Below are 17453 nucleotides of genomic sequence, written 5' to 3'. Positions count from 1 at the left end.
ATCTGAATATCACCTCACGACGAACAACTGATCTCCAGATGCTTGCCCCATTCCGGCGGGCGTTCAGCGTAGCTGTCCATTCCCGGTTGTTGCTCGAACGGCTTGCTCAGCACCGCGTGCAGGCGGCGGACTTCGCAATAGTCGCCATTTTCTGCCGCATCGATGGCTTTTTGCGCCAGATAGTTGCGCAGGATGTACAGCGGGTTGACCGCGTGCATCCGTGTGCGGCGCTGTTCCTGGTCAACCAGCCCTTCACGGGCCACCCGGTCCTTGTAGCGCTCGCCCCACGCATCAAAACCCTGGATGTCGACAAAGTCATCGCGCAAGCGGGCTAGGGCCTGCTCGGGTGCATGATCGCCGAGGCGGCGGAAAAACAGGCTGTAGTCGACGGCACTGTTTTGCATTAACTGCAGTAGCTGCTCGACCAGGGCCTGGTCACTGTCTTCGCCGGTGGTCAGGCCCAGGCGTCGGCGCATCAGGTCCAGGTAATGGGCCTGGAACAGCGGCAAGTACAGGCTCAGGGCCTCGCGCAGGGCTTCGACACTGATGAATGGCGTCAGGGCCTGCGCCAGGGCGCTGAGGTTCCACTGGCCGATCGGTACCTGGTTGCTGAACGAGTAGCGGCCCTGGTCATCGGAGTGGTTGCAGATGAAGTGGGCATCGAAATCGTCGAGAAAGGCGAATGGCCCGAAGTCGAAGGTGATGCCCAGGATCGACATGTTGTCGGTGTTCATCACCCCATGGCAGAACCCATAGGCCTGCCACTTGGCAATCAGCTCGGCGTTGCGCTCGACGATTTCGCGGAACATCGCCAGGTAAGGTTCCGGCTGTTCCAGGCACTCGGGGAAGTGTTGCGCCAGGACGTGTTCGCCGAGCGCCTTCTGTTGCTCGGGACGTTTGGTGTAGTAGAAGTATTCAAAGTGGCCGAAACGCACGTGGCTCGGCGCCAGGCGCAGGACCATCGCCGCCCGTTCCTGTTTCTCGCGCCACACCGGTGTGCTGGAGCCGATCACACACAGCGCGCGGCTGCTCGGGATGCCCAGTGCGTGCAGCGCTTCCGAGGCGAGGAACTCGCGGATCGAGGAACGCAGCACGGCGCGGCCATCGCCCATGCGTGAGTAGGGCGTCTGCCCGGCCCCCTTGAGGTGCAGGTCCCAATGCTCGCCGGCCTGGTTGTAGACCTCGCCCAGCAATAGCCCGCGGCCATCGCCCAGTTGCGGGTTGTAGGAACCGAACTGATGCCCGGAGTAGACCATTGCCCGGGGTTCGGCTTCTGCCCACAGTTTGTGACCGCCGAACAGCTCGGCGAACACCGGGGTCTCGGCCACCGCCGGGTCGAGGTCCAACAGGGCCATGGCGGCGGGGCTGGCCACGACCAGGCGCGGCTCGCTGATGGGCTCGGGCAGGACATGGGTTGAGAACGCGTCGCCCAGGCGAGCGAAGCGGTTGTCGAAGGTCAGTTCGTCGAGGGCTTTCAACGGCCATCTCCAGCAGAATGTCCGAGCATTCTGCTGGGGATTGCCCGGTTAGTCGAGTTTCGGCGCGGGTGGTTGTTGCTCGCCAGAGAGGTCCTTTGCCGCAACGATGGTTTTCGCTTCCGGTTCGATCGGCACCATCTTGTATTCCTGGCCGTGGAGGTTCTTCAGGTACACCTCCATCTGCCGGAACGAGATGTTGATGTGCTGCTTCTTGAACTCGCGGTTGATGAACCGGTTGATCTCGTCGAGGACCGGGTTGCGGTCACCCAGGTCACGCACGTGCACGCGCAGTTCGTGATCCAGGGTGCTTTCGCCGAAGTTCAGGAAGTACACGTGGGGCTCCGGCTCCTTGAGCACCCGCGGGTTGTCGCGGGCGGCCTTGAGCAGCAGCTCCTTGACCAGGTCCAGGTCCGAGCCATAGTCCACGCCAAGCTTGAGCGTCACACGGGTGATGGTGTCGGTCAGCGACCAGTTGATCAGTTGCCCGGTGATGAACGTCTTGTTCGGGACGATGATGTCCTTGCGGTCGAAGTCGGTGATGGTGGTTGCGCGGATGCGGATTTTGCTCACCGTGCCCGACAGGTTGCCGATGGTGATGGTGTCGCCGATCCGTACCGGACGCTCGAACAGGATCATGATCCCGGAGATGAAGTTGGCGAAGATTTCCTGCATGCCGAAACCCAGGCCGACCGAGAGCGCCGCCACCAGCCATTGCAGCTTGTCCCAACTGACCCCGAGGGTCGACAGGGTGGTCACGAAACCGATGCCGGCGATCACGTAGGTCAGCAAGGTGGTGGTGGCGTAGGCGCTGCCCTGGGCCAGGTCAAGCTTGGACAGCACCAGCACTTCCAGCAGGCCGGGCAGGTTGCGCGCCAGGGCCATGGTGATGCCGATGATGATCAGGGCGCCGAGCATGTCGCCGATGCTGATCGGCACCATGCTCATGTTGGCGCCGGTGCCGCTGGTGTATTCGTAGAGGGTGATGTTGTCCAGGTACGAGAACACCGTGATCAGGTCGGCCCAGACCCAGTACAGGGCGGCAATGAAGCCACCCAGCAGGGCCAGGCGGATCAGGCGCAGGGATTGCTCGTTGACCTTCTCGATGTCCAGCGTCGGCTCTTCGACCACCACTTCGCCATCGCCGGCTTCCTTGGCCGCCAGGCGCTTGGTCAGCGCCCGCTGGTAGGCCAGGCGCCGAGCCGCCACGGACAGGCCACGCACGAAGGTGGCCTCGATCACCAGCCAGAACATCAACAGGTACAGGGTGTTGATCAACCGGTCGCTGAGCTTCAGGGCGGTGTAGAAGTAGCCAAAGCACACGGCAATGAACAGCGCCACGGGCAGCGCGGTGAACATCACCCCGACCGCCTTGCGAAACAGCGAGGCGTTGTTGTGGGTCGGGCTGTGGAGCAACAGGCGACTGAGCAGCCAGGCCATCAGGGCGTAGCAGGTCAGCACCACACCGATGCCCAGCACGTCATCGGCCAGTGCCGCCGGTTGCAACTCGGCCACCGCTACCACGGCGACCAGCGCGATCACCACCACGCCCAGGCGCCGGATCCAGCCGCGAAGGAACTCGACCTGGGGTTTTTCCCAGCGGAAGTGCAACTGCGCCACACCGCCGGGTGCCAGGATCCGGTAGGCGGTGTAGAACACCAGCCAGGCCTGGGACACTTGCAGCAGGGCCGCACCGAGGTTGGTGTTTTGCCCGCGGGCGTCGATCTGCAAGGCGTAGCCACACAGCGCCAGTGCCAGGGAAACCGGCATCGCCAGCAGCACATTGATCAGAATTGCCTGGGGCGTGTGCCATTGACTGTCGCGCTTGAAGTGCCCGATATCCTGGTGGACCTTGTTCAGGCGGCCATACAGGTACTTGCGGCGCCACAGTAGAAAGCCGATCAGCAGCGCCAGCGGGGTGAACAGCAGCGGTCGCTGGATCAGGCCGTCACTCAGCTCGGTCAGGGTCGAGGTCCAGGGCAGGGTGTTGATCTGCTTTTCCAGGCGCGTCGGCACGGCCCGCAGCCATTCCAGGTCCAGCGGCTTGTTGCTGGGGATCCAGAACATCTGTTCGTCGAGGGTCGAGCGCAGGTTCTGGGCGGTGGTCAGCAGTTGCTTCTGGTTCAACTGCAGGGTGATGGATTCGTTGAGCAGGGCGCTCAGCTCACGGTTCAGGCGCTCCAGCAGGTCGACCCGGGTCAGCGCCAGCTCCAGCAGGTTCTTGCGCAGTTGCGGGGTAACCTGGTCCGGCGGTTGGGCTGCCAGCAAGTTATCCACATAGGCTGTGGGATTGCTGATCAGCTCGCGTTGCTGATTGACTTCGAATTGGTACAGGCGGATGTCGGCAATCTGGTCGGCCAGGTCGCGGTCCAGGCGCAAGCGGGGCAAGGCCTGCTTTTGCTTGTAGAGGATCTTCGACAGCAGCAGGCTGCCCTTGAGGACGCTGATCTGTTCATCCAGCGCCGCGTCGCTCTGGGTCACGGTGTCGAGCTGCTGCTTGGTTTGCAGGTTCTGCTGGGTCAGTTCGTTGAGGCGGTCGGTGCTTTTGAGCAGGTAGTCGGAGAGCTTCAGGTTGGCCGCGCTTTCGGTGGCGAGCAGGCTGCTGCCGCCGGCTTTCTGGGCTTCGATCGACTGCTGGGTAACCGTCTCCTGGGACTGTGCCAGGCGTTTCTGGTTGATCAGGGTCTGCAGGTCCTGGATCTCCCGCTCCATACGCACAGTGCGTTCGGTCAGCAGGTCGTGCTGGCTGTTGCCCAGGTCCTGTAGCTGGCTGTTGCCGGCCAGTTCCTGGCGGCGCAACGGGATCAGCGCATTCAGGGCGGCGAGCTCGGCGTTGAGCAGGTCGCGTTGCTCGTTGGAGAGAGTCTTGCCGTTGTCCTTGCCGGTCTTGAGGATGTTGTTGATCTGCAGGATGCGGGTCTGGCTGCTGCTGATTTCGGCCTGGGCGCGCTCGGGGCGGGTCTGGGCCGTGATGATCAGGCTATTGGCATCGGCCAGGGCCTTTTGCAGGTCGCTTTGCTGGGTACTGCGCTCGGTGAGCATCTGTTCGAGCTGCGGCACGCTCAGGCTGGCGTAGCGCTGGGCAACCGGGATCACCTTGGTCGCCTCGAGACGGTCCAGTTCGCGCTGGTTCTCGATGTTCTGCTTGGGCGCGGTGCTCAGCTGTTGCTTGAGGTCGTTGAGGCGCTTGTCGTAATCGGCCTTGTTCGACAGCTGGGTCAGGGTCTGTTGCAGTACCGCTTGCAGGGCTTTTTGATCGGCCTCGGGCAGTTTGCGTTCGGCGATCTTGTCCAGGCTCTTCTGCACGGTGTCAGCGGAAGGTGGTTCGGCCGCCTGCAGGGTGCCGACGGAAAGACTCAGCCCCAACAGGGCTACAGCTAAAAATGTGCGCAGGGTTGGCATAGAGACCGATCGAAAACGTGGCGGAAAAAGGAGTTTAGAGGAACAAGCCGGGGCCCGGGCGACTTCCTTCGGGGAATCTGACGCCCACTTTGGCAATCTTGTTCCCGTCCATGACCGCAACCGTCCAGATGGTGTTGTTCCATTCCACCTGGTCACCTACCACCGGAGCGCCGCCGACTTTCTGGGTAATGAAGCGGCCCAGCGGCATGTCCGGATCGACCCCTTCGAGTTGCAGCCCGTACAGCGCGGAAACCGCGCCCAGCTGGGCGTCGCCTTCGAGAACGAAATCGCCGAAAAAACGCAGGTCGAGGCCCCGTTGCGGGGCCTGGCTGAACAGCTTTCCGAGGGCCGGGAGGTTGTGTTCATGGCCGATCACGCAGAGCAAATCATCGACTTCGAGCACCGTACTACCCGACGGATGGAGCAGTTGCTGGCCGCGAAACAGGGCAGCAATGCGGGTGCCTTCGGGCATTTTCAGCTCGCGCAGGGCTGCGCCGATGCACCACTTTTCCGCGCCGAGACGGTAAACGAACAGTTCCCACTCGCTGGTCACGTGCACTTCCAGGGCTGCGCGGGAGATCGGCGCGGGCTCCGGCGGCACCGTCACCTTCAGCAGCTTGGCCACCCACGGCAGGCTCGTGCCCTGGACCAGCAGCGACACCAGCACAATGAAAAACGCCAGGTTGAAGTACAGCTGGGCGTTGGGCAGCCCGGCCATCAGCGGGAACACCGCGAGAATGATCGGTACCGCGCCGCGCAGGCCGACCCAGGAAATGAACACCTTTTCCCGGCCATGGAAAGCCTTGAACGGCAGCAGGCCGACCATCACCGAGAGCGGCCGGGCAAACAGGATCATCCACAGGGCCAGGCCAAGGGCCGGCAGGGCGATCGGCAGCAGGTCGTGGGGCGTGACCAGCAGGCCCAACACCAGGAACATGCCGATTTGCGCCAGCCATGCCATGCCGTCGAGCATGTGCAAAATGCCGTGGCGGCTGCGCACCGGGCGGTTGCCGATCACCAGGCCACACAGGTACACCGCGAGGAAACCACTGCCGTGCAGGGCGTTGGTCAGGGCAAAGACCACCAGGCCACCGGCGATCACCAGGATCGGGTACAGACCGGTGGCCAGGTTGATCCGGTTGACCATCTGCAGCATCAGCCAGCCACCGCCCAGGCCAATCAGGCCGCCGATACCGAACTCGCGCAGCAGGTGAGTCAGCAGGCTCCAGTGCAGGCCGGTCTGGCCGCTGGCGAGCATGTCGATCAGGGTCACGGTGAGGAACACCGCCATCGGGTCGTTGCTGCCGGACTCGATTTCCAGGGTGGCCGTCACACGTTCGTTGAGGCCCTTGCCGCCGAGCAGGGAGAACACCGCCGCGGCATCGGTGGAGCCGACGATGGCGCCGATCAACAGGCCCTGGATCAGGTTCAGGTCGAACAGCCAGGCCGCGGCCATGCCGGTCAGCCCGGTGGTGATCAGCACCCCGACGGTGGCCAGCGACAACGCCGGCCATAACGCCACGCGAAAGCTCGAAACCCTGGTGCGCAAGCCGCCATCGAGCAGGATCACGGCCAGGGCCAGGTTGCCGACCAGGTACGCGGTGGGGTAGTTATCGAAAATGATGCCGCCACCGTCGACGCCGGCGGCCATGCCCACGGCCAGGATGATCACCAGAATCGGGATGCCCAGACGGGAGGAAAGTGAACTTACTAGAATGCTCGCACCTACCAGCAACGCGCCGATCAAGAACAGGCTGTTGATGGTCGTCGCATTCAAAGGCAGTACTCCGGAAAGCTGAAAGGCGGGCGCGAACTGACCATGCAGTCTGCGTGCCAGCGATTCTAACCTGTTGAAATGTGATGCTGTCAAAAAGCTTTTAAGTGGCCTGTTTCACCCCCGTGTAATCAAGGGGGCGCGGGTAACAATTGCTTGCCCCTGACGAGTTGCAGGAACCAGATGGGCCAATCGCAGTCTTTAACATTCGCAGGAAAGATCGCCGCCAGGAAAATCAAGGCTCTGCGCCGCAATAACCCTGGCGCCTGTGGTGACTTTTCTTTATCGTACGCGCCCTTTGAAAATGCCCGGAATATCAAAATGTTGGAAGCAACCCTAAGCCAATTGGAGCAACTGGTCAGCGAGCTGGTGCAACAGAACCAGGAACTGCTCGGCACTAACCAGACCCTGAGCGCCGAGCTGGCCCAGGCCAAGGACGAAAACGAAAGCCTGCAATTGAGCCTGATGGAACAGGAAGAAAAGCAGGGTGCCACCGTAGCCCGTATTCAAGCCCTGGTTGAGCGTGTGAGCGCAGGTCCTGTGAACGCATGAATCACGGTGCCGATGGGGTAAAAGTCGTTTCCATTCTTGGAGAAGACTATTCGATCAAGGCGCCGGCCGGGGAAGAGCAGATGCTGCTCGACGCCGCGCTCATGCTCAAGGCGGTGCTGGCTGAGACCAAGAAGAAATACCCGACCCTGATCGGGGACAAACTGCTGGTGCTGACGGCGATGAACCTGTGTTCAAAGCAGTTGGAAATGCAGAAACGTCACCAACAGGAACTCGACCGTTACCAAGAGCAAGTCAGCGCCACGGTCGAAGTGATTGCCAAGACCATCAGTCAGGTCTGACTGAAAATAGCGTCGGCCCAACTGACGCTATCGCGGGCAAGCCCCGCTCCCACTTATCTGTGAACAACACAGATCCTTGTGGGAGCGAGCTTGTTCCGGGCGGCGATCCGACGATTGGATTTCAGCACCGCAAGGCAGTGATCAAAACCACTCATCCTGCATGCCCAGGCACACGTCATCGCGCGCTTCAAGAATCGCCAGCTCATGGTGGCAACCCGGCACTTCCCAGGTCAGGAAGTAGCGCGCCGCTTGCAGCTTGCCTTTATAGAAGCTCACATCCGCGGCATTGCCCTTGGCCAACCCTTCTTCGGCGCGGATCGCCTGTTCCAGCCAGCGCCAGCCGATCACCGTGTGACCAAATACCTTCAGGTACAGCGCCGAGTTGGCCAGGCTGCTGTTGACCTTGCCCTGAGCCAGGTCGGTCAGCAGGCCGATGGTCACGGTTTGCAGGCGCGCCACCAGCTTTTCTAGCGGCTCACGTAATGGCGTCAGCGATTCATATGCCTGGGCACGTTCGGCGGTGTCGGCGATCAGGCGGATCAGTTGCTTGAGCCCCGCGCCGCCGTTCTGCGCGAGCTTGCGCCCCAGCAGGTCCAGCGACTGAATGCCGTGGGTGCCCTCGTGGATCGGGTTCAGGCGGTTGTCGCGGTAGTACTGCTCCACTGGGTACTCGCGGGTGTAGCCATGGCCGCCGAGGATCTGGATCGCCAGTTCGTTGGCCTTCAGGCAGAACTCCGATGGCCAGGATTTGACGATGGGCGTCAGCAGGTCCAGCAGTTCGTGCGCCTTTTTGCGCCCGGCTTCGGTCTCAAGCGTCGTGGTGTCATCGAACAATCGCGCTGCGTAGAGGCCGAGGTCGAATGCGCCTTCGACGTAGGCTTTCTGGGTCAGCAGCATGCGCTTGACGTCGGCGTGCTGGACGATCGAGACCGGGGCGGTATTCGGGTCCTTGCTGTCCGGCAGGCGACCTTGCGGGCGTTCGCGGGCGTATTCCAGGGAATACAGGTAGCCGGCATACCCCAGCATCACCGCGCCCATGCCGACGCCGATCCGCGCCTCGTTCATCATCTGGAACATGCAGCTCAGGCCTTGGTGCGGCTTGCCTACCAGATAGCCGACACACTCCCCGTTATCGCCGAAGTTCAACGCAGTCGAAGTGGTGCCGCGCCAGCCCATCTTGTGGAACAGGCCGGCCAGCAGCACGTCATTGCGCTTACCGAGGCTGCCGTCATCGTTGACCAGGAACTTGGGGACGATGAACAGCGAAATCCCTTTCACGCCGGCCGGCGCGTCCGGCAGCTTGGCCAGCACCATGTGCACGATGTTTTCCGAGAGCGGATGATCGCCGCCGGAAATAAAGATCTTGTTGCCCTTGAGACGATAAGTACCGTCAGACGCCGGTTCGGCGCGGGTGCGGATGTCCGACAGCGACGAGCCGGCGTGGGGTTCGGTGAGGGCCATGGTGCCGAAAAACCGACCGTCGATCATTGGCTGCAGGAAACGTTGTTTCTGCTCGTCGGTGCCAAAGCTCTCGATCAGGTTGGCCGCGCCCATGGTCAGGAACGGGTAGGAAGTGGTTGCCGCGTTGGCTGCTTGAAAGTGGGCGAAACAGGCTTGCGACAGCAGGGTCGGCAACTGCATGCCACCGGCCTCGAAACTGCGGGCGGCGTTGAGAAAACCGGCCTCGAGGAAGGCATCCACGGCAGGTTTGACTTCCGGGATCAGGATCGCCTTGCCGTCTTCATAGCGCGGCTCGTTCTCGTCGCCCTTGCGGTTATGGGGCGCAAAGTACTTCTCGGCGATGCTGCGGGCAGTGCCAATGGCCGCGTCAAAGGTCTCGCGGTTGTGCTCGGCGAAACGCTCGCGCTGAGTCAAACCCTCGGCATCGAGGACTTCGTACAGCTCGAAAGCCAGATTGCGGGAACTGAGCAGCGTCTCGGACATGGCGGCCTACCTTTTTTGGAATGGGCCGAGTCTAGAGGCGGGAAGGGCGGGGTGAACAGCAAGATTGATGAGCGTGATGGTGGGCAAGAGCGGTGACTTAACATACTCACCACAAACCACTGTGGGAGCTGGCTTGCCAGCGATGGCGGCAGATCAGTCAACACTAATGGTGACTGACACATCGCTATCGCTGGCAAGCCAGCTCCCACAGGGATTGTTGCTTGACCGGGCATCTGTTGCAGGTGCCCGGCTTATCGGTTTTAGCCAATAGTCATCAGGCTGGCGTTACCGCCGGCCGCTGCGGTGTTGACGCTCAGCGCACGCTCGATCACCAGGCGTTCCAGCGCAATGCCGGTTTCCCCCGGCGCCTGGCCGTGGACCCCGACGATGGCGCCGGCACGGGTTGCCACTTGCTGGCAGACCGCACGCAACTGGTCGGAGTGACCATGATGCAGCACGGCATCAATGACGACTTCGTCCTTGGTCCAGTCTGCAACCCGCTGGATGCGCGCCTGTACTTCTTTTGGCAGACGGGCCAGCAGTGCCTTGCTCAGCTCGTTCTCCGGCATCACTGCCGAGCCGCCCACGGCCAGGACCGCAGCCAGTTGCGTCAGCAGGTCGCTTTCGCTGTCCGCCAGGCACAGTACGTGTTCGCGTGGCAGGATCGCATAGCTGTTGCGCTCGCCGGTCGGGCCGGCCAGGACGCGGGTGATACCGCTTTGCGATTGCTCGGCGAACTTCACGCACAGGGCGCTGAGGTCGTTGAGCTTGTGGCTGTCGGCCCAGGCTTGCAGGGCGGTCAGTGGCTTGCGCATGGCATCACGCAGACGCACATCCGGCGCTGTCTCGGCATCGGCACGGGCGAAGGATTGCTCGATCGCGTCGCTTGGGCGAGTCGACAGCAGGCGGTACAGGTACAGCGGGCCACCGGCTTTCGGGCCAGTGCCCGACAGGCCTTCGCCGCCGAACGGTTGCACGCCGACCACGGCACCCACGATGTTGCGGTTGACGTAGACGTTACCGGCATTGACGTTGTCGATCACCTTGGCGATGGTCTCGTCGATGCGAGTGTGCACGCCCAGGGTTAGGCCGTAGCCGGAAGCGTTGATCTGCTCGATCAGCAGGTCGATGTCTTTGCGCTTGTAGCGCACCACGTGCAGTACCGGCCCGAAAATCTCGCGTTGCAGCTCGTCGAAGCTTTCCAGCTCGATCAGGGTCGGCATGATGAAGGTGCCGCGTTTGACTTCCTCGCCATCGGCGATTGCCACCTGGTACACGCTGCGACCTTTGTCGCGCATGCCCTGGATGTGCTTCTCGATGCCAGCCTTGGCTTCGGCGTCGATCACCGGGCCGATGTCCACGGACAGGCGCTCCGGATTGCCCAGGCGGCATTCAGCCATGGCGCCCTTGAGCATTTCGATCACGCGGTCTGCCGAATCTTCCTGCAGGCACAGCACGCGCAGTGCCGAGCAACGCTGGCCGGCGCTGTCGAAGGCCGAGGAAACCACATCGATCACCACCTGTTCGGTGAGGGCCGAGGAGTCGACGATCATGGCGTTCTGGCCACCGGTTTCGGCGATCAGTGGAATCGGACGGCCCTGGGAGTCCAGGCGCCCGGCGATGTTGCGTTGCAGCAGGCGCGCGACTTCGGTGGAACCGGTGAACATCACGCCTTTGACGCGATCGTCGCCGACCAGGCCGGCACCGACGGTTTCACCACGGCCTGGCAGCAGTTGCAGGACGCCTTCAGGGATACCGGCTTCGAGCAGCAGGCGCACGGCTTGAGCGGCGATCAGCGGGGTCTGTTCCGCAGGCTTGGCCAGTACCGGGTTACCGGCGGCCAATGCAGCAGCCACTTGACCACTGAAGATTGCCAATGGGAAGTTCCACGGGCTGATGCACACCACCGGACCCAGTGGGCGGTGGGCGTCGTTGCTGAAATCGTTGCGTGCCTGCACCGCGTAGTAACGCAGGAAGTCCACGGCTTCGCGCACTTCGGCGATGGCGTTGGCGAAGGTCTTGCCGGCTTCGCGGGCCAGCAGGCCCATCAGCGGCTGGATCTCGCCTTCCATCAGGTCGGCGGCACGTTCCAGGATCGCCGCGCGCTCGGCGGGCGGGGTGGCCTGCCAGATCGGTGCGGCGTTGAGGGCGCACTGGATCGCGTTGTCGACGTCTTCGACGGTGGCTTCCTGGACATGGCCGACCACGTCGCGATGATCCGACGGGTTGAGGACCGGTGCCGGGGTTTCGCTGCTGGAGGCACAACCGAGCATCGGCGCGGCTTTCCAGTTGTTATGGGCGCTCGACAACAGGGCGCAGGACAGCGAAGCCAGGCGATGTTCGTTGGCCATGTCGATGCCGCTGGAGTTGGCGCGCTCGCTGCCATACAGATCACGCGGCAGCGGGATACGCGGGTGCGGCAAGCCGAAGCCGCCTTCCAGCGTCGCCATCTGCTCGATCTGGTTCACTGGATCGGCCACCAGTTCCTGGATGGAGATCGACTGGTCGGCGATCCGGTTGACGAACGAAGTGTTCGCGCCGTTTTCCAGCAGGCGACGTACCAGGTACGCCAGCAGGGTTTCATGGGTGCCGACCGGTGCGTACACACGGCACGGACGGTTCAGCTTGCCTTCGGAAACCTTGCCCACGACTTGTTCGTACAGTGGTTCACCCATGCCGTGCAGGCACTGGAACTCGTACTGGCCCGGGTAGTAGTTCTGACCGGCGATATGGTAGATGGCCGACAGCGTGTGGGCGTTGTGGGTCGCGAACTGTGGGTAGATGACTTCTGGTACCGACAGCAGTTTTCGCGCGCAAGCGATATAGGAAATGTCGGTGTACACCTTGCGGGTGTAGACCGGATAGCCTTCCAGGCCTTCGACCTGGGCACGCTTGATTTCGCTGTCCCAGTACGCACCTTTTACCAGGCGGATCATCAGGCGATGACGGCTGCGGCGAGCCAGGTCGATCACATAGTCGATCACGTACGGGCAACGCTTCTGGTAGGCCTGGATCACAAAACCGATGCCGTTCCAGCCAGTCAGTTGTGGTTCGAAGCACAGGCGCTCGAGCAGATCCAGCGACAGTTCCAGGCGGTCGGCTTCTTCGGCGTCGATGTTCAGGCCGATGTCGTATTGCTTGGCCAGCAAGGTCAGCGACAGCAGGCGCGGGTACAGCTCGTCCATCACGCGCTCGTACTGGGCGCGGCTGTAGCGTGGGTGCAGGGCCGACAGCTTGATGGAGATGCCCGGGCCTTCGTAAATGCCGCGACCGTGGGACGCCTTGCCGATCGAGTGGATGGCTTGCTCGTAGGACGCCAGGTATTTCTGCGCGTCATGTTCGGTCAGCGCTGCTTCGCCGAGCATGTCGTAGGAGTAGCGGAAGCCCTTGGCTTCGAACTTGCTGGCGTTGGCCAGGGCTTCGGCGATGGTTTCGCCGGTCACGAACTGCTCGCCCATCAGGCGCATGGCCATGTCGACGCCCTTGCGGATCATCGGTTCGCCGCTTTTGCCGATGATGCGGCTCAGGGACGAAGTCAGGCCTGATTCGTTATGGGTGGAGACCAGTTTGCCGGTCAGCAGCAGGCCCCAGGTCGCAGCATTGACGAACAGCGACGGGCTGTTGCCCAGGTGCGGTTGCCAGTTGCCGGTGCTGATCTTGTCGCGGATCAGGGCGTCGCGGGTACCTTTGTCGGGAATCCGCAGCAGCGCTTCGGCCAGGCACATCAGGGCCACGCCTTCCTGGGACGACAGGGAGAATTCCTGCAGCAGACCCTGGACGATGCCTGCACGGCCGCCGGCGCTCTTCTGGTTACGCAGTTTTTCCGCAATCGAGGCGGCCAGCTTGTTGGTGGCATCGGCCATCGCTGCAGGCAGGCGGGCCTGTTCGAGCAACATTGGCACCACTTCCGGCTCAGGGCGACGGTAGGCGGCGGTGATCGAGGCGCGCAGGACCGATTGCGGCAGGATGCTTTCCGCGAACTCAAGGAAGCACTGGTGCGCGTGGTCGACGTGCACGTCAGTGCTGTCATCGGCCTCGGCACGGGTCAAACCGCTGAGCTCGGTCAGGGTTGCACCACCCTCGAGTTTTTCCAGGTAATTGAAAATCGCCTGCTTGATCAGCCAGTGCGGCGTGCGATCAATCGAGGTCGCGGCGGCTTTGAGGCGCTCGCGGGTCGGGTCGTCGAGTTTGACCCCAAGGGTGGTGGTAGCCATATTTTTATCCTCATGTTTGCCACGACTGCGTGGCATCAGCTGGCGGCAAGATTAGCGGCGCACTGAGGGAGGTGCAACCTGGTGCAACCCTTTTTTGTCGGAATTATCGGCAGTTCGTCAGGAATTAAATTCAAGCAACAGCGCGTCGCCCCTGCTTGGTGCTTTTTCTCCCAGTCCGTTGAGTTTCTTGCTCCGAAAGGGAGCAAAAACTGTCCTTTAAAATAAATTTCCGACTGGGTGCAACTTATTCGGGCGAAACAGGTTGCACCTCATTTGCTTTGTTGAATAGCATTCGCGCCCAAGGTGCAACCATCCACGAGACGGTTCATCGGCTGATGGCTTTCCTGGGGAAACATCAGTCATAAATGCGCGGATTCTCCAATCGTCTTTCAAGCGTAATCGTTTGGTGGCGGTTCAACAGACCGCTGCTACATAAAAACAAAGCCAGGGCGTAACTCAATGAGTGCAAGCAATCCAACCCTGATCACGTTCGTGATCTACATCGCAGCAATGGTGCTGATCGGCTTCATGGCCTATCGCTCCACCAACAACCTTTCTGACTACATTCTCGGTGGCCGTAGCCTGGGCAGCGTCGTGACCGCGCTTTCCGCTGGCGCCTCGGACATGAGTGGCTGGTTGTTGATGGGCCTGCCAGGTGCCATCTATATGTCGGGCCTGTCGGAAAGCTGGATCGCCATCGGCCTGATCATCGGTGCCTACCTGAACTGGCTGTTCGTGGCCGGTCGCCTGCGGGTACAGACCGAGCACAACGGTGATGCACTGACGCTGCCGGACTACTTCTCCAGCCGCTTCGAAGACAAGAGCGGCCTGCTGCGCATCATTTCTGCCGTGGTGATCCTGGTGTTCTTCACCATCTACTGCGCTTCCGGCATTGTGGCTGGCGCCCGTCTGTTCGAAAGCACCTTCGGCATGTCCTACGAGACTGCGCTGTGGGCCGGTGCTGCGGCGACTATTGCCTACACCTTCGTCGGTGGTTTCCTGGCAGTCAGCTGGACTGACACCGTGCAAGCCACACTGATGATCTTCGCCCTGCTGCTGACGCCGATCATCGTGCTGCTGGCCACCGGTGGCGTCGACACCACCTTCCTGGCCATCGAAGCGCAAGATCCAAGCAACTTCGACATGCTGAAAAACACCACCTTCATCGGCATCATCTCGCTGATGGGCTGGGGCCTGGGCTACTTCGGCCAGCCGCACATTCTGGCGCGATTCATGGCGGCGGATTCGGTGAAGTCGATCGCCAAGGCGCGTCGCATCTCCATGACCTGGATGATCCTGTGCCTGGGCGGCACCGTGGCAGTGGGCTTCTTCGGTATCGCCTACTTCTCGGCGCACCCGGAAGTTGCCGGCCCTGTGACCGAGAACCACGAACGTGTGTTCATCGAACTGGCCAAGCTGCTGTTCAACCCATGGATCGCTGGCGTGCTGCTGTCGGCCATTCTGGCGGCGGTAATGAGCACCCTGAGCTGCCAACTGCTGGTGTGCTCGAGTGCCCTGACCGAAGACTTCTACAAGTCCTTCCTGCGTAAGAACGCTTCCCAGGTCGAGCTGGTCTGGGTCGGCCGCGCTATGGTCCTGGCGGTTGCACTGGTGGCCATCGCGATGGCAGCCAACCCGGAAAACCGCGTACTGGGCCTGGTGAGCTACGCCTGGGCCGGCTTCGGTGCCGCCTTTGGTCCGGTTGTACTGATTTCGGTACTGTGGAAAGGCATGACCCGTAACGGCGCACTGGCCGGTATCGTGGTAGGTGCGGTGACTGTGATCGTCTGGAAGCATTTCGAACTGTTGGGTCTGTACGAAATCATCCCGGGCTTCATCTTCGCCAGCCTGGCAATCTTCCTGGTCAGCAAGATGGGCGAACCATCGGCCGGCATGCTGCAGCGCTTTGCCGCAGCAGAGAAAGATTTCCACCTGAACAAGTAATTGCCAGGGCCAATGCCCTGATCAATCGCTGATCAAAGAACGGCCCGCAGCCTGATGGATGCGGGCCGTTTTCGTTGGTGGACTTTGCTGAAACAGGCAACTGCAAAAGCGCAGGCCCGCTCAGCTGCGAACCCCTGACTTGCTGGCCGGTAAAAGGTAAACTTCGCCTCCTTCGCAGGAGCAGCCATGAATTATCGTCACGCCTTCCACGCCGGCAATCACGCCGACGTGTTCAAACACCTGACCTTGACCCGCCTCATCGCCCTGATGTCGCGCAAGGAACAGCCGTTTGCCTATCTCGACACCCACGCCGGCATTGGTCTGTATGACCTGCAGGGCGACCAGGCCAGCCGGACCGGTGAGTACCTGGAGGGTATCGCGCGATTGTGGGGCGAGCCGGACCTGCCGGTGCTGACGGCCGACTACATGCAGGTGCTGCACGAGATGAACCCGGATGGCCAGTTGCGCTACTACCCTGGCTCGCCGGAGCTGGCGCGGCGCCTGACCCGCCCGCAGGATCGTGTCCTGCTCAACGAGAAGCACCCGGAAGACGGCTTGCTGCTCAAAGACAACATGAAGGGCGATCGCCGGGTCAAGGTGCACCTGGGCGAAGGCTGGCATGTGCCCCGGGCGATGCTGCCGGTGCCGGAGAAGCGTGGCTTGATGCTGATCGATCCGCCGTTCGAGAAGCTCGATGAGATGCAGCGCTGTGCCGCTTCGCTCAAAGAAGCGATTGGCCGTATGCGCCAAACCGTGGCGGCGATCTGGTACCCGGTGAAGGACCAGCGCATGTTGCGCCGCTTCTATCAGGACCTGGCCGGCACGGGCGCGCCGAAGTTGCTGCGTGTGGAATTGCTGGTGCATCCGCTGGATACACCGAACAGCCTGAACGGCTCCGGGCTGGCGATTGCCAATCCGCCGTGGGGGCTGGAAGAGGAATTGCGGGAGCTGCTGCCGTGGCTGGCGCAGAAGCTGGGCCAGACCCAGGGTGGGTGGCAGATGGATTGGTTGATTGCCGAGAGTTGATCCGTCGCGTCATTGGCGTCTGATCTGACGCCATCGCGGGCAAGCCCGCTCCCACAGATTTTGTGGGAGCGGGTCGGGCGGCGCTCCGCTTGCCCGCGATGCTATTGACGATCTGAAAATCAGATCGGGCAGGTCACGCCTGTGCCGCCGATCCCGCAGTAGCCCTCAGGGTTCTTCGCCAGGTACTGCTGGTGATACGCCTCGGCGTAGTAGAAGGTCGGGGCCTGTTCGATCTCGGTGGTGATGGTGCCCATTCCCGCCTTGGTCAGTTGCGCCTGGAACGTCTGCTCGCTGGCCTTGGCTTCCTCCAGTTGTTCAGGTTTGACCGCGTAGATCACCGAACGGTACTGGGTACCGATGTCGTTGCCTTGGCGCATGCCTTGCGTCGGGTTGTGCAGCTCCCAGAACATCGCCAGCAATTGCTTGTAGCTGATCCGGTCCTGGTCATACACCACCAGCACCACTTCGGTGTGGCCGGTCAGGCCCGAGCAGACTTCCTCATAGGTCGGGTTGGGGGTGAAGCCGCCGGCATAACCCACCGCCGTGCTGACCACGCCTTCACGCTGCCAGAACTTGCGTTCCGCGCCCCAGAAGCAGCCCAGGCCGAAGATCGCGAACTCCACGTTGCCGATGAAGGGACCCAGCATGTACTGGTCCTTATTGACGAAGTGTTTCTCCGGTACGGTGATCGGGGATTCGCGGCCGGGCAGGGCTTGTTCTTTAGTTGGGAGCACGTTTTTGTTCACCAGAATTTCCGAGCGCAAGACCATGATCAGTCCTCTCAGTCAGAGTATGTAAGTAGTCAGACCGCCAGTGTGCCGAA

General features: G+C 61.8%; 10 protein-coding genes. 4 read left to right on the top strand and 6 right to left on the bottom strand.

All coding sequences use genetic code 11. The features are described from left to right. Nucleotides 1-14 precede the first annotated feature (14 nt). The 3 genes from selO to CKW24_RS09005 are packed head-to-tail and all read right to left on the bottom strand — an operon-like array spanning nt 15 to nt 6654. The gene (selO, locus tag CKW24_RS09015; protein WP_095167171.1) at nt 15-1478 is read right to left on the bottom strand and encodes a protein adenylyltransferase SelO; all 1464 of its coding nucleotides are present in this window, start codon (nt 1476-1478) and stop codon (nt 15-17) included. A gap of 48 nt (nt 1479-1526) precedes the next feature. Continuing rightward, the gene (mscK, locus tag CKW24_RS09010; RefSeq protein ID WP_095167169.1) at nt 1527-4877 is read right to left on the bottom strand and encodes a mechanosensitive channel MscK; all 3351 of its coding nucleotides are present in this window, start codon (nt 4875-4877) and stop codon (nt 1527-1529) included. 34 nt (nt 4878-4911) lie between these two features. Continuing rightward, nucleotides 4912-6654, bottom strand: a complete 1743-nt coding sequence (locus tag CKW24_RS09005) for a potassium/proton antiporter (protein ID WP_095167167.1) — start codon at nt 6652-6654, stop codon at nt 4912-4914. A gap of 318 nt (nt 6655-6972) precedes the next feature. On the opposite strand from CKW24_RS09005, the gene CKW24_RS09000 reads away from it, so the two are divergent. Next, entirely contained in the window at nt 6973-7203 is a 231-nt protein-coding gene (locus tag CKW24_RS09000) for a hypothetical protein (RefSeq protein ID WP_095167165.1), read from the top strand. Continuing rightward, nucleotides 7200-7502: a cell division protein ZapA gene (locus CKW24_RS08995; RefSeq protein ID WP_095167163.1), complete on the top strand. Its 303-nt coding sequence runs from the start codon at nt 7200-7202 to the stop codon at nt 7500-7502. Before CKW24_RS09000 ends, CKW24_RS08995 begins: the two co-directional genes overlap by 4 nt. Before the next feature lie 141 nt (nt 7503-7643). Here CKW24_RS08995 and CKW24_RS08990 read toward each other — a convergent pair whose 3' ends face one another. Both CKW24_RS08990 and putA read right to left on the bottom strand, forming a co-directional pair. Further along, on the bottom strand, nt 7644-9446 hold the full coding sequence (locus CKW24_RS08990; protein WP_095167161.1) for an acyl-CoA dehydrogenase: 1803 nt from the start codon (nt 9444-9446) through the stop codon (nt 7644-7646). Between the two features lie 260 nt (nt 9447-9706). Beyond that, the gene (gene putA, locus CKW24_RS08985; RefSeq protein ID WP_095167160.1) at nt 9707-13660 is read right to left on the bottom strand and encodes a trifunctional transcriptional regulator/proline dehydrogenase/L-glutamate gamma-semialdehyde dehydrogenase; all 3954 of its coding nucleotides are present in this window, start codon (nt 13658-13660) and stop codon (nt 9707-9709) included. 459 nt (nt 13661-14119) lie between these two features. Between putA and putP the strand changes: the two genes are divergently transcribed. Together putP and CKW24_RS08975 are read left to right on the top strand one after the other, a co-directional pair. Further along, nucleotides 14120-15604 (top strand): sodium/proline symporter PutP, encoded by a 1485-nt coding sequence (gene putP / locus CKW24_RS08980; protein WP_095167159.1) that lies wholly within the window; start codon nt 14120-14122, stop codon nt 15602-15604. A gap of 186 nt (nt 15605-15790) precedes the next feature. After that, on the top strand, nt 15791-16630 hold the full coding sequence (locus tag CKW24_RS08975) for a 23S rRNA (adenine(2030)-N(6))-methyltransferase RlmJ (protein WP_095167158.1): 840 nt from the start codon (nt 15791-15793) through the stop codon (nt 16628-16630). A 119-nt stretch (nt 16631-16749) separates the two neighbouring features. Here CKW24_RS08975 and msrA read toward each other — a convergent pair whose 3' ends face one another. Further along, nucleotides 16750-17400: a peptide-methionine (S)-S-oxide reductase MsrA gene (gene msrA / locus CKW24_RS08970; protein ID WP_095167157.1), complete on the bottom strand. Its 651-nt coding sequence runs from the start codon at nt 17398-17400 to the stop codon at nt 16750-16752. Nucleotides 17401-17453: the final 53 nt, after the last annotated feature.

It is taken from the genome of Pseudomonas sp. Irchel 3H3 (assembly GCF_900187635.1).
Classification (GTDB): Bacteria; Pseudomonadota; Gammaproteobacteria; order Pseudomonadales; family Pseudomonadaceae; genus Aquipseudomonas.
The sequence above is the reverse complement of the archived record's forward strand: the minus strand, read 5'-3'. Positions and strand labels throughout refer to the sequence as shown.

Bases quoted from the DNA above. Each gene is read 5' to 3' on its own strand.
- putP (WP_095167159.1), top strand. From the start codon at position 14,120: ATGAGTGCAAGCAATCCAACCCTGATCACGTTCGTGATCTACATCGCA.
- CKW24_RS08990 (WP_095167161.1), bottom strand. From the start codon at position 9,446: ATGTCCGAGACGCTGCTCAGTTCCCGCAATCTGGCTTTCGAGCTGTAC.
- CKW24_RS08975 (WP_095167158.1), top strand. From the start codon at position 15,791: ATGAATTATCGTCACGCCTTCCACGCCGGCAATCACGCCGACGTGTTC.
- CKW24_RS09000 (WP_095167165.1), top strand. From the start codon at position 6,973: ATGTTGGAAGCAACCCTAAGCCAATTGGAGCAACTGGTCAGCGAGCTG.
- mscK (WP_095167169.1), bottom strand. From the start codon at position 4,877: ATGCCAACCCTGCGCACATTTTTAGCTGTAGCCCTGTTGGGGCTGAGT.
- putA (WP_095167160.1), bottom strand. From the start codon at position 13,660: ATGGCTACCACCACCCTTGGGGTCAAACTCGACGACCCGACCCGCGAG.
- msrA (WP_095167157.1), bottom strand. From the start codon at position 17,400: ATGGTCTTGCGCTCGGAAATTCTGGTGAACAAAAACGTGCTCCCAACT.
- CKW24_RS08995 (WP_095167163.1), top strand. From the start codon at position 7,200: ATGAATCACGGTGCCGATGGGGTAAAAGTCGTTTCCATTCTTGGAGAA.